The organism is Flaviflexus huanghaiensis, from assembly GCF_014118685.1.
GTDB classification, from domain to species: domain Bacteria; phylum Actinomycetota; class Actinomycetes; order Actinomycetales; family Actinomycetaceae; genus Flaviflexus; species Flaviflexus huanghaiensis.
In genome coordinates, this window is record NZ_JACFAK010000003.1 from 191162 (window position 1) to 204724 (window position 13563).

At 61.4% G+C, this 13563-nt stretch carries 11 protein-coding genes and 1 riboswitch; all 11 genes read left to right on the forward strand.

The genetic code is table 11. The annotated features are described in order from the left end of the window. Window positions 1-25 precede the first annotated feature (25 nt). A complete protein-coding gene (fusA, locus tag H7E91_RS03750) occupies window positions 26-2146 on the forward strand; it encodes an elongation factor G (protein WP_182353766.1) in 2121 nt (706 codons plus the stop codon). A 109-nt stretch (window positions 2147-2255) separates the two neighbouring features. Further along, the gene (gene tuf, locus H7E91_RS03755) at window positions 2256-3449 is read left to right on the forward strand and encodes an elongation factor Tu (RefSeq protein WP_182353767.1); all 1194 of its coding nucleotides are present in this window, start codon (window positions 2256-2258) and stop codon (window positions 3447-3449) included. 478 nt (window positions 3450-3927) lie between these two features. Beyond that, window positions 3928-4608, forward strand: a complete 681-nt coding sequence (locus H7E91_RS03760) for a hypothetical protein (RefSeq protein WP_182353768.1) — start codon at window positions 3928-3930, stop codon at window positions 4606-4608. Window positions 4609-4678: 70 nt separating this feature from the next. Then, complete coding sequence (locus H7E91_RS03765) at window positions 4679-5488, forward strand: aldo/keto reductase (protein ID WP_206680340.1); 810 nt, start codon at window positions 4679-4681, stop codon at window positions 5486-5488. Window positions 5489-5768: 280 nt separating this feature from the next. Continuing rightward, window positions 5769-5855, forward strand: a riboswitch (SAM riboswitch). A 6-nt stretch (window positions 5856-5861) separates the two neighbouring features. Further along, the gene (locus H7E91_RS03770; protein ID WP_182353770.1) at window positions 5862-6836 is read left to right on the forward strand and encodes a methionine ABC transporter ATP-binding protein; all 975 of its coding nucleotides are present in this window, start codon (window positions 5862-5864) and stop codon (window positions 6834-6836) included. Next, window positions 6833-7510, forward strand: coding sequence for a methionine ABC transporter permease (locus tag H7E91_RS03775; RefSeq protein WP_182353771.1), 678 nt, complete (start codon window positions 6833-6835; stop codon window positions 7508-7510). Before H7E91_RS03770 ends, H7E91_RS03775 begins: the two co-directional genes overlap by 4 nt. Window positions 7511-7575: 65 nt before the next feature. Beyond that, window positions 7576-8406, forward strand: coding sequence for a MetQ/NlpA family ABC transporter substrate-binding protein (locus H7E91_RS03780; RefSeq protein ID WP_182353772.1), 831 nt, complete (start codon window positions 7576-7578; stop codon window positions 8404-8406). A gap of 179 nt (window positions 8407-8585) precedes the next feature. After that, on the forward strand, window positions 8586-9344 hold the full coding sequence (locus H7E91_RS03785) for a DeoR family transcriptional regulator (protein WP_182353773.1): 759 nt from the start codon (window positions 8586-8588) through the stop codon (window positions 9342-9344). A 36-nt stretch (window positions 9345-9380) separates the two neighbouring features. Then, window positions 9381-10796, forward strand: coding sequence for an FGGY family carbohydrate kinase (locus H7E91_RS03790; protein ID WP_182353774.1), 1416 nt, complete (start codon window positions 9381-9383; stop codon window positions 10794-10796). Between the two features lie 16 nt (window positions 10797-10812). Beyond that, window positions 10813-12192, forward strand: coding sequence for an NAD(P)/FAD-dependent oxidoreductase (locus tag H7E91_RS03795; protein ID WP_182353775.1), 1380 nt, complete (start codon window positions 10813-10815; stop codon window positions 12190-12192). A gap of 1 nt (window position 12193) precedes the next feature. After that, entirely contained in the window at window positions 12194-13435 is a 1242-nt protein-coding gene (locus tag H7E91_RS03800; protein ID WP_182353776.1) for an NAD(P)/FAD-dependent oxidoreductase, read from the forward strand. Window positions 13436-13563: the final 128 nt, after the last annotated feature.

Here is a 13563-nt window from a genome sequence, read left to right on the forward strand (position 1 = left end):
AACTCGAACCGAAGAGAGCTGAACAGTGGCACAGGAAGTGCTTTCCGACCTTACGAAGGTCCGCAATATCGGCATCATGGCCCACATCGATGCCGGCAAGACGACAACGACCGAGCGTATTCTTTTCTACACCGGCATCAACTACAAGATGGGCGAGACCCATGATGGCGCGTCGACCACCGACTGGATGGAAGACGAAAAGAACCGCGGCATCACGATCACGTCGGCTGCGGTGACCGCGTTCTGGAAGAACAACCAGATCAACGTCATCGATACCCCCGGTCACGTCGACTTCACGGTCGAGGTCGAGCGCTCGCTGCGCGTCCTCGATGGCGCCGTCGCCGTCTTCGATGGCAAGGAGGGCGTCGAACCTCAGTCGGAGACCGTGTGGCGTCAGGCGGACAAGTACAACGTGCCCCGCATCTGCTTCGTCAACAAGATGGACAAGCTGGGCGCCAGCTTCGAGTTCACGGTCGGCACGATCCGCGATCGCCTCAAGGCGACTCCGCTCGTCGTCACGCTCCCCATCGGCGCCGAGAACGAGCTCTCGGGTGTCGTCGACGTCATCCGTCAGGTTGCGTACCGCTTCCCGACCGAGGACGAGAATGGCGAGAAGACGTACGGCACGGTCGTCGTCGAAGAGGAGATCCCGTCCGACATGCTCGACGCGGTCGAAGCTGCTCGCGCGGAACTCCTTGAGTCGGTCGCCGAGACCGACGAGGATCTGCTCGACAAGTACCTCGGCGGTGAAGAGCTCACGATCGATGAGATCAAGGGCGCCATCCGCAAGCTGACGATCGCCGGTGACGCATACCCGGTGTTCTGCGGCTCCGCCTACAAGAACATCGGCGTCCAGCCGATGCTCGACGGAGTCATCGACTACCTGCCGTCCCCGCTCGACGTGCCTGCCATCGAGGGCTACGCCGTCAACAACGAGGATGAGGTCATCGTCCGGAAGGCCTCCGAAGACGAGCCGTTCGCGGCCCTCGCGTTCAAGGTTGCTGTCCACCCGTTCTTCGGCAAGCTCACGTACATCCGCGTGTACTCGGGCAGGCTCGAGGCCGGTTCACAGATCCAGAACTCGACGAAGAGCCAGAAGGAGCGGATCTCCCGCATCTTCCAGATGCACTCAAACAAGGAGAACCCGGTAGATGTCGCTCACGCGGGCCACATTTACGCTGTTATCGGGCTCAAGAACACGACGACGGGCGACACCCTCTGCGACCCGCAGAAGCAGGTCATCCTCGAGTCGATGACGTTCCCCGAGCCCGTCATCCACGTTGCCATTGAGCCGAAGTCGAAGGGCGACCAGGAGAAGCTCGGCACCGCGATTCAGCGTCTCGCCGAAGAAGATCCAACCTTCTCGGTGCGCCTGGACGAAGAAACCGGCCAGACCGTCATTGGCGGTATGGGCGAGCTCCATCTCGACATTCTTGTGACCCGCATGAAGCGCGAGTTCAAGGTCGACGCGAACGTCGGCGCACCCCAGGTTGCGTACCGAGAGACGATCCGCCGCAAGGTCGACAAGATCGACTACACGCACAAGAAGCAGACGGGCGGCTCCGGCCAGTTCGCGAAGGTCCAGGTGGCGTTCGAGCCGCTGCCGCAGATTGAAGACGGCCCGATGTACGAGTTCGTCGACGCTGTCACAGGCGGCCGCGTTCCTCGCGAGTACATCCCGTCGGTCGATCAGGGCATCCAGGCTGCGATGGAGAACGGTATCCTCGCCGGCTACCCGATGGTGGGTGTGAAGGCGACGCTCCTTGACGGCGCGTACCACGACGTCGACTCCTCTGAAATGGCGTTCAAGATCGCCGGCCAGGGTGTGTTCCGCGAGGGCATCAAGCAGGCCGACCCGGTCCTGCTCGAGCCGATCATGGATGTTGAGGTTCGCACTCCCGAAGAGTACATGGGCGATGTCATTGGCGATTTGAACTCCCGCCGCGGCATGATCCAGTCCATGGAGGACGCGACCGGCATCAAGATTGTGCGCGCCCAAGTTCCGCTGTCTGAAATGTTCGGCTACGTCGGTGACCTGCGCTCGAAGACGCAGGGACGCGCGGTGTACTCCATGCAGTTCGCGACGTACGCGGAGGTTCCGAGGAACGTCTCCGAGGAAATCATCAAGAAGACCCGGGGCGAGTGAGCCTAGGTCGTTTGTAAGGAAATTAACCGACAGTAGATCGCTTCGCCCCGAGGATGCTCCTGTATCCTTTGAAACGCAGTGAAACTACCCGAGTCCCCCAGGAGGACCAGTGGCCAAGGCCAAGTACGATAAGTCCAAGCCGCATATGAACATCGGCACAATCGGTCACGTCGACCACGGCAAGACGACGACCACCGCTGCCATCTCGAAGGTTCTTGCGGACAAGTTCCCGGACCTGAACGAGTTCACCCCGTTCGACCAGGTCGACAACGCTCCCGAGGAGCGTCAGCGCGGCATCACGATTAACGTCTCGCACGTCGAGTACCAGACCGAGAAGCGTCACTATGCACACGTTGACGCCCCCGGTCACGCCGACTACATCAAGAACATGATTACCGGCGCGGCTCAGATGGACGGCGCGATCCTCGTTGTCGCTGCCACGGACGGCCCCATGGCGCAGACGCGTGAGCACGTTCTCCTCGCCCGCCAGGTTGGCGTTCCGCAGCTTATTGTTGCGCTGAACAAGTCGGACATGGTCGACGATGAAGAGATCCTCGAGCTCGTCGAGATGGAGGTCCGCGACCTTCTCTCCTCGCAGGGCTTCGACGGCGATGACGCGCCCGTCATGCAGATCTCGGCTCTCAAGGCCCTCGAGGGCGATGAGAAGTGGGTCAAGTCCATTGAGGATCTCATGGAGCAGGTCGACACCTACTTCGTGGATCCCGTCCGCGAGCTCGACAAGCCCTTCCTCATGCCGATTGAGGACGTCTTCACGATCACCGGTCGCGGCACCGTCGTCACCGGCCGTGTCGAGCGCGGTCAGCTCCAGATCAACTCCGATGTCGAGATTCTCGGCATCAAGGAGAAGCCGATGACGACCACCGTCACCGGTATCGAGATGTTCCACAAGCAGATGGATCACGCGGACGCTGGCGAGAACTGTGGTCTCCTCATCCGCGGTATCAAGCGCGAAGAGGTCGAGCGCGGCCAGGTCGTCTGCAAGCCGGGCACCATCACCCCGCACACCAAGTTCGAGGCGCAGACCTACGTGCTGAAGAAGGAAGAGGGCGGCCGTCACAACCCGTTCTTCTCCAACTACCGCCCGCAGTTCTACTTCCGTACGACGGACGTCACCGGCGTCATCACGCTGCCCGAGGGCACCGAGATGGTTATGCCCGGCGACAACACTGAGATGACCGTTGAGCTCATCCAGCCCATCGCGATGGAAGAGGGCCTCGGTTTCGCCATCCGCGAGGGTGGCCACACCGTTGGCTCAGGCAAGGTCACGAAGATCCTCGCCTGATCGCTGAGATCTCATTCGTATGCCCCGGCCCAGGCCGGGGCATACGTGTATGTCGAGATTTCCGGCGTCCGTACTCGACCGAGTTTGCGACGGAAAGGGCGCCACCGACACAGGTGTGTTGCTTGTGCGCCAATCCGCAGGAGGGCGCTACCAAGGTGATCACCGGGGCGAGCAATTGACACGACGCCCCACAGTCGGCTGTTGATCCGTTCGATTAGACGAGGCCGAAGCCTCTGCAGTAGCTGCGGAAGCCCGCGTGATGTGCTGGTCGGCAACATGGCTCGCCCTCCACATCGCCGACGCTGACGAGACCGTTGAAAACTCCGTGCAACGGCGATTCTGCTCGGCAACCGTGCCCCGTCAATCGGGAAACAACGAGACCACAGGCCTCGCTCCGAAACATTATTTTGCAAGCATCCGCCCGGTTTACCTTGCCTCAGGGGCTTTGAATTTTCCCCGTAGGTGGTAACGTCTGCACATGACAGCCAGCTCCAATGAGCAGAACGTGGAGGCACCGAAGTCCGTTGCGGGCGATCGGGAGGGTTCTGGGGTCGCCCAGGTGACCGCGTGGGCGTTCGCCTTTTTGTTACTACGAGTCTTCGCCGTTTCTGACTACGACTGGAACACCGCGTTCTTGGTCAGCACCACCCTCGGATTCGACGATGGGCTAGCTCTCGTCTTCGGATCGCTCATGGCAAGCTACGTGGCGACGGCCATCCTTTTAGTATGCGTCCTGCCACCATTCATTGCTGGCTCGTTGTGGGGGACCGGCAAGCACCGGCAAGGCATGATCCTGCTCGCCATCCTCAATCTGCTCGTCCTCATCGCGCTCACGACGAGCTACAACCTATGGTGGCTTCCGGCGGCAGTGGCCGCCGTGCTCGCAACACTATTCCTTATCCACCGACTGCCTTCGACCAACCGGCTACGCCGTTCGGTCTCGACGGCCCTCGCCCGGGCGGGATTAACCGCAGGGCTGGCGGCGCTCCTCATCGCAGCGTTCGTCCAGACACCCTGGGTTCCGAAGGAAGAGATCGAGACCACCGACGGCACGGTCACCGGATACGTCCTCAGCGTCGATGCAGGATATCTCAACGTTCTCACCGAGGATCACGAGTTTGTCATTCTTCTCAGCGACGATGTGCTCTCTCGAACGTAGGATGTGTGCCAACTCGGGCAGCACGCTGTGACCTCTCGCCTGCGCCCTGAGCCATTGATAGCCTGTGACCGTGAACACACAGGTTGATTTCGAGTCCATCGATATTGGTTTTGGGACGTCACCGCTCAAAGGTCGTGAGGCGGCAAGCGCTGTCGCTGCTTCCATTGAAGCCGGGTACATCCTCATTGACACCGCGACGAGGTACGAGAACGAGCGTGCCGTCGGCGAGGGCATCAGGGCCAGCGGCATCGCCCGCGAGGATGTCATCATCCAAACGAAGCTACGGGGCAACGATCATGGCAGGGTGCGGGAGGCACTCGAGGAAAGCCTGTCTGAGCTCGGCGTTGACTACATTGACGTGTGGATGATCCACTGGCCGCTCCCAATGCTCGGCCTGTACGCGAGTGCGTTCGAGGAGATGGCGAAGGCACAGGACGCCGGCCTCGTGCGCACAATCGGCGTCTCTAACTTCCTTCCGGAGCACCTCGACACGATAAGGAAGGAAACCGGTCTCGTTCCCGCAGTGAACCAAATCCACGTCGACCCCGGCATCCATCAAGCCGAGTTGAGGCACGAGCTCGAACGGCGCGGTATCGCCATCCAGGCCTGGTCGCCGCTGTCGAAGGGCGCGGACCTCCTCGAAAAGAAACCGATCGTCGCAGCCGCGCACGCGCACGGGATCACACCAGCCCAGGCAATCCTCGCCTGGCATCGCACCATTGGCACGATCCCCATCGTCCGCTCGACAAGCGAGAAACGCAGACGACTCAACCTCGAGGCAGTCCAGGTGGAATTGACTGACGCCGAGGTGAGTGCGATCCTCGCGCTACCCCAGCGCCCCCTCGGGGACTGGGACCCCGCCACTCGCGACGAGAGATAAACTCCGCGCCACCACTCGGTCGGCCTCCCACACGGGCCGATTTGCGTCCGATCAGGCGAGCGGAGCACCTTCCCTGAGCGTCGGAGCGCGGGAGGCGGGTACCAACGGAGTGCCCTCATCCACGCAGAGTGGCGCCTGCCGTCTCACCTCACAGCCCTGAGCCCTGCGGTGGCACGGAATCTGGGCCCATCGAAGACGGGGTAGCCTCGATATGGCGCACCGGCCGTTTCGTCATGTGAGACGTCCGCACGTGCCCTACCGGGGTGTGTGTCTAATGGGGTGACCATCAAGAGCAGCCGAGAGACCTGGCTCGACGACGCTGCAGCAACCGAAGACTGTTCGGTGCTACCGCCAGGACCGATGGAGGAGATACATGATCACGTTGGATGGAGTGCGGAAGCTCTACCCCGGGCCCGTTGTTGCCCTTGACGGTATCGATCTCACGATCCCTCCGGGAGAGATCCACGGCATCGTCGGACAATCGGGCGCCGGCAAGTCCACGCTGATCCGCTGTCTCACAGCTCTCGAGAAGCCAACCGAGGGCCACATTTGGGTCGATGGACAGGACCTGTCTGCGCTGAGCCCGAAAGAGCTCCGGATCGCACGCCGCTCCATCGGAATGGTGTTTCAGGGCGGAAATCTGCTCGATGCTCGCACAGCGGGCCAGAACATTGCCTATCCGCTGAAGGTCGCTGGCCTCGACCGCGGCCATAAGCGTGAGCGCGTCCAGGAGCTTCTCGACCTCGTCGGTCTCGGAGATCGAGGTAACTCTTACCCGTCGCAGCTGTCTGGCGGGCAGCGTCAACGCATCGCCATCGCGCGCGCACTAGCGGCACGTCCCGCGGTCTTGCTGTGCGACGAGCCCACATCGGCGCTCGACACCCAGACAACGGAGCAGATCCTCACGCTGATCAAGGATGTCCGAGACCAGACCGGCGTCACCGTCGTCATCATCACGCACGAGATGTCAGTCGTTCGGGATACGTGTGACAGTGTCACCCTTCTCGAAGAAGGCCGCGTCGTCCAGTCCGGAGATGTCGGCGAGATTGTCGCTGATACGTCCTCGCGCCTCGGGCGTGCCATTGTGCCGCCGCCGCGGGTCGACGACCCGCCAGAGGGGAAGGTTCTCATCGACGTCGCTTTCACGTCTCGGCCAGGAGAGCCCTCGAGCTCGCATGTGCTCGGTGTCATCGCAGAGCTGGGCGGGGATGTGACGGCAGGAACGTTTGAGACGCACGGCGAGAACCAGATTGCCCGCCTTGTCATTGCGACCGATCCCGAGACATCGGCCCAGACCGTGGCGACTCTGCTCGCGCAGGGGATCGACGCGGAGGAGCGTGCAGCATGAGGACAGAGATGCTGTGGTTCGACCAGCCCGTTATCCAGAACTCGCTATGGGACGCGACGGCGGAGACCCTCCTCATGGTCGGATGGTCGACCCTCGCAACCGTCGTGTTCGGGCTACCGCTCGGCATCCTGCTTGTGACGAGCGCGAAGAATGGCATCAGGCCAGCGCCAATTCTCAATCTCATCTTGTCAGCGATCGTCAACATTGGCAGGTCGATCCCGTTCATCATTCTTCTCATCATTCTGCTTCCGGTCACGGACTGGGTTATGCAGACGAACATCGGGTGGCGGGGAATGGTGTTTCCGCTTGCGATCGGATCGATCCCGTTCTTCGCACGGCTTGTCGAGACGAATCTTCTCGCCGTTGATTCCGGCAAGATCGAGGCTGCCCAGATGATGGGCGCGACGCGGACACGGATCATGGCTGACGTCATCCTGCGCGAGGCCCTGCCCGGCATCATCCAGTCGATCACGGTTCTCATCATCATGATCATCGGATTCTCGGCGATGGGCGGCACGGTCGGCGGCGGCGGCCTCGGTGCGCTGGCATACAACTACGGCTACCAACGCTACTTCCTCGACGTTCTTGTCATCACGATCGTCGTCATCATCGTTATCGTTCAGATCGTCCAGACGCTTGGCGACATGCTCAGCCGGTACGTGGACCACCGCTGAGTCTCCGCGTACCGGGACGCATGAACTCGCACATCCCGTCATCACATAACAAAGGAACCGAAACTATGCGCCGCACATTCATCGCGCTCGCAGCCGTTGCTGCACTCACCCTGACCGCCTGCTCCTCTGATGAGGAGACCCCCGAGGAGACCACCGCTGCCGATGGCGAGCTCGTAACCTTGACCGTGGGTGCCTCTCCGGTGCCGCATGCCGACATCCTCGCCTTTATCAACGAGAATCTCGCCGAAGAGGCGGGCATCGCTATTGAGATCGTTGAATACTCCGATTACGTCCTGCCCAACCGCAATCTTGACGCGGGCGATCTCGACGCGAACTTCTTCCAGCACGTGCCCTACTTCGACGTTCAGGTCGAAGAGAATGGCTTCGATTTCGAGCACGGCAAGGGCGTTCACATCGAGCCCTACGGTGTGTACTCCGAGTCGCTCGAGTCCCTTGACGAGCTGACGGATGGCGCAAAGGTGTCGCTCGTTAACGATCCGTCGAACCAGGCCCGCGCCCTCTGGCTCCTCGAGGACAACGGCATCGTCACGGTCGACTCCTCGGTCGAGAACCCGACCATCTATGACGTCACCGACAACCCGAAGAACCTTGAGTTCGTCGAAGTTGAGGCACCGAACCTGCCCCGTACCCTCGACCAGGTCGCGATTTCCATCATCAACGGCAACTTTGCGCTCGAGGGTGGCCTTATCCCCTCCGAGGATGCAATCGCCATCGAGTCGGGCGAGGACAACCCCTACGCCAACGTCCTCGCGTGGCGCGTTAATTCTGAGAAGGCTGACGCGATCGCCACTCTCGAGGAACTGCTGCACTCGCAGGAAGTCGCTGACTTCATCACCGAGACCTACCCCAACGGCGAGGTCATCCCCGCCTTCTAGACGGGAAGAGTGAGGGGCGGTCGGCTATGCTGGCCGCCCCTTTGCGTTGCCGGGCTAGAACAGGTCGTGAGGGAGGACATCCAACCGGGCCGGGACGACGTTCATGCCACCTTGCTGTGGATTGTTGCCCGATTCTGTGGATCAGGTTATGGTTCAAGAGACACATTCGAGGAGGAATTGTGCTTGCCCAAGAACGCAGAGGTCTCATACTCGAGGATCTGCGCGTGTGGGGCGGGATTGAGACGGACGAGATCGCGAAGAGGTACGGGGTGTCTGTCGAGACCGTACGTCGAGATCTCCTCGAACTTGAAAAGCGTTCTCTCCTCAAACGGGTGTACGGGGGAGCAGTGAGAGTTTCGGCCTCGACGGAGCCTCCGCATTCCGAACGCGAGAATGTCGCCGCATCAGAGAAGCTCCGAATAGCTGACAGAGTCGTCACCCTCATACCGGACGATTCGACCGTATTCCTCGATCTCGGCACGACGGTCGAGGCTCTTGCCAGAGCCATTCCGCGAACATTTTCCGGAACGATCATCACCGCATCTCTGAGGGCAGTCGCGACCCTCGCCCATCTGCCTCACGCCGACATCATTGTTTCAGGTGGAAAGCTACGAAAGTCAGAGCTTTCGCTGTCGGGCAGCATGGCGACATCGTTCCTCGATTCCCTCTATCCCGAGATCGCCATTATCTCCACCGGTGCAATCGACGCCCGCGCGGGTGTTACTGACTTCGATTTCGATGAGATGCACGTGAAAAAAGCTGTTCTGGCCAACTCAACGATGTCGATCATCGTTGCCGACTCATCGAAGATCGGCCGCATCGCACCCTACCGACTGTGCGGCGTCGAAGCGCCGTCCTATATCGCCACCAACGCAGGTCTACCTGCCGACCACATGACGACACTTCAGGAGAGCGGAGCACACCTGCTCCTCGCCTGAGCCAACGGGTCAATGACGACCGAAAGAGAGAAAACCATGGCCATCCTCGCACTCGACCAGGGAACGTCCGGCTCGAAAGCCATCGTCGTCGATGACGATGGCATTCACGCGATTGTTGAAAAGCCGGTGACACTCACGCACCCGTCGCCAGATGCTGTCGAACAGGATCCGGAAGAACTCTACCGCTCGGTCGTCGACGCGGGACGGGAAGCCATGGCCCAAGCGGGGAAGCCAATTGAGGGTGTTGCTCTGGCGAACGTCGGCGAGACCGTTCTCGCGTGGGACCCGGAGACCGGTGAGCCTCTCACCCCTTGCATCAACTGGATGGACAAGCGTTCTCAGGGGATTGTCGATCGGCTTGCCGACAAGAAGGACCGCATTCACGAGCTGACAGCGCTTGTTCTCGACACCTATTTTGCGGCACCAAAGCTCGCATGGGTCCGAGAAAATCTCACACGAGAGGGCGTCGTGACGATGACGGACGCGTGGCTGGCCTACCGGCTCACGGGCGAGTTCGTCTCCGACACGTCGACAGCGTCCCGTTCGCTTCTCCTCGATATCGACACGGTCGAATGGAGCGATGAGCTTCGCGAGATATTTGGGCTGCAGGATGAGCCGATGCCGCGCCTCGTCGGGTCAGATGCAATTGTTGGGATGACGAATGTGTTTGGCGGGGAGATTCCCGTCGGCGGACTCATGGTCGATCAGCAGGCTGCGCTACTCGCCGAGAGTTGCCTGGAGCGAGGAGACAGCAAATGCACGTACGGGTCCGGCGCGTTCCTCTTCGTCAACACCGGCAGTGACGCCCACCGGTTCGACACCGGCCTAACGACATCAGTTGCATGGACACTGCGTGGCCAGACGTCGTATTGCGTCGACGGACAGGTGTACACGGCGGCGACCGCGGTGCGATGGATGAAGGACATGGGCATCATCTCCGACGCGAAGGAGCTCGACGAGATCGCGGCAGACAATTCGGGCGGCGTTCTGTGCGGGCCGTCCTTCGCGGGGCTCGCAGCGCCGTGGTGGCGCTCTGACGCCGGTGCTTTTCTCACGGGAATGAGACTGTCGACCGGCCGCGCCGAAGTCACTCGCGCTGTCCTCGAGGGTATCAGCGCACAGGTGGCCGAACTTGCCGCTCTTATCGCTGATGAGGGTAGCGCCCCCATCGCCAGACTCAAGGTGGACGGCGGGCTGACGAAGTCGAAGGTGCTCATGCAAATCCAATCCGACCTGCTCCAGGTGCCGATCGACACCTACCCTTCGGCTCATGCGACTGCACTCGGTGTAGCGGCAGCGATGAGACTCGCACTCAACCCGGATATGACGGTCGAGGAAGCACCGTACGCGTGGGAGCCAGAAGCGACGTACGAGCCGTCAATCTCCGCCGAGGACGCCCTCGAGTTCCGCAGGCGCTGGGTGGCGGCAGTCGAAGCGAACCTTGACCTTTAAGACGAAGGAGTCCGCGATGAAAGCGAAGAAGATTTATGACTTTGCGGTAGTCGGAGCCGGAGTCATCGGCTCCGCGGTCGCCCGCGACCTCGCGGCGACAGGGACCGTCGCTCTTCTCGACGTTCGAGAGGATGTGTGTGAGGGGACGTCGAAGGCAAACACGGCGATTCTGCACACCGGTTTCGACGCCTCACCGGGCACCCTCGAGGCCGACCTCGTCCGCGAAGGTTTTTTTCTGACGCAGGACTACTGTGAGCAGACGGGCGTTGCTGTGAAGCGTTGTGGCGCCGTGCTTGTCGCCTGGGATGAGGAAGAAGAGGCGACACTCGCCTCTCTTCAGGAGAAGGCTGTCAAGAACGGATATGTGGCGTCGGAAATTATCGACGCCGAGCAGGTTTATGACATGCTCCCGCACCTGGGCGTGGGGGTCCGTGGCGGCTTGACCGTGCCGGATGAGTCAATCATCGATGCGTGGTCGTTGCCGCTCGCGTTCGCGACCGAGGCGGTGACAAGGGGAGCAGACCTCCTCCTCGAGCACGAGGTCACTGCCGTGACAGTTCGCGAGGACACAACGATTCTCGGGACGAACCGGGGCGATATTGAGGCTCGGTGGGTCATCAACGCCGCTGGACTCGGCGGCGACATTCTCGATCAGCGGTTCGGGTACGACAGGATCCATATCCATCCACGCAAGGGCGAGCTCTTCGTCTACGACAAGCTGTCCGCTGAGCTTGTCGACAAGATCGTTCTCGCCGTCCCGTCAACGAAAGGCAAGGGCGTCCTCGTCAGCCCGACCGTCTACGGCAACGTCATGCTCGGCCCCACCGCTGACGATGGGACGGACCGGCTCGACACGTCGACGACAGAGGACGGTTTTGACTTTCTTATGCAGAAGGGTGCCCACATCTTTCCTCAGTTACTCGAGGAAGAGGTGACAAGCTCGTACGCGGGGTTGAGGGCGGCCCACGATCTCGCCGACTATCTCATCGAGGTGGATGCGGCTCAGCGGTACCTCATTGCTGCCGGGATCCGCTCGACCGGACTGACATCCGCGATGGCGGTCAGCAGATACGTCATGAACATGCTCGCCGGCCAAGGATTGGAACTGAGCGAACGCGAGGGGCTTCCGGATCCGCCGACCATGCCGCCGCTGGGCGAACATCAGGTACGACCGTTCGCGAACGAGGAACTTATCGACTCTGATCCCGCTTACGGGGAGATCATCTGCTTCTGCGAACGGGTGACGCGAGGCGAGATCAGAGACGCCATGAACTCGACGATTCCACCGACAACGATCAACGGTCTGCGACGACGGACGAGAGCGATGAACGGGCGGTGCCAGGGCTTTTTCTGCGGCGCAGAGATCACCGCGCAGTTCAAGGAACGAGGAATGTGATATGAAAACTCTGACTCCTACTGTTCTCATCGTCGGGGCCGGACCCGCTGGCCTCGCGGCCGCCGCGGGCCTCGCCAGGACGGTCGATGTCCTCGTCGTCGAACGAGAATCAGAAGCCGGTGGTATCCCGCGCCACTCCAAGCATCTCGGTTACGGGATGAGAGATATGACGCGGTTCATGTCCGGGCCTGCTTACGCCGCGATTCTCCTTGAGAAAGCGAAGCAGGCTGGCGCCGAGATCATGACTCACACCCAGGTGACAGAATTCCAAGCAGACGGAACGCTTGTTGTGACGAGCCCGCAGGGCCGGTTCGCGATCGCGCCCTCGGTCACGATCCTCGCAACAGGCGCTCGCGAACGCCCACGGATGGCGCGCCGCATTCCCGGAGACCGCCCCTCCGGAGTCCTCACAACAGGGCAACTCCAGAACATGGTTCACCTCCACGGGGAGAAGCTGCACGGCCGTGCCGTCATCGTCGGCGGTGAGCTTGTCTCCTGGTCGGCAGCCCTGACACTGAGGGAGGCTGGTGCGAAACCGGTCGCACTCATTTCCCACTACCCCAAGAGCGAGTCGTATCGAATCTTCCGCGGTCCCGGCCGGTTCCTCTTCGGCACTCGAGTCGTGACGAACTCGGCTGTCACTCGCGTTATCGGCAAGCGGACTGTCTCGGGCGTCGAAATCGAGAACAGCAGGACGGGGGAGCGGAGCGTGATCGACGCTGACATCGTTGTCTTCACCGGTGACTGGGTTCCCGACCATGAGCTCGCACGGATGGCGGGGTTGGACATGGATCCGGTGGCAAAATCCCCAATGGTCGACAGCGGTCTGCGCACCTCGAAACCCGGAGTCTTTGCGATCGGTAACCTGCTTCACCCGGTCGACACCGCCGACGTCGCGGCACTTGACGGCGAGCACGTTGTCGACCAGGTGCTCGCCTACCTCGGCGGGATCACCGAGCACCCCGCCGGAGTCGGCCTCACCGTCGATGCGCCGCTGCGCTGGGTGAGCCCGAACATTATCCGACCGCGCGATGTTCGCCCCGCGCGGGGCAAGCTCCTGTTCTGGACCGATAAGTATGTGCCCCTGCCCGTCGTCGAGGTCCGTCAGGCGGGACGCCTCATCGGGTCGATAAGGATGATCTGGCCAGCCGCCCCGGGGCGCGTGTTCCGAGTGCCGGCGAGCATCCTCAATCGCGTCGACTACTCCGCAGGACCCGTGACTATCTCAATCCGGAACGCCTAGGTGTGATGTCCAGGGACGTTGTTATGGGAATCCTGTGTGATCTGTTGAAGGGCGAAGGCCTCCTGTTGTGAAGTGGAGCTGTCTAAGAAACCGCTTCACATACCAGGAGGCCTTCATGGTCCACGCTA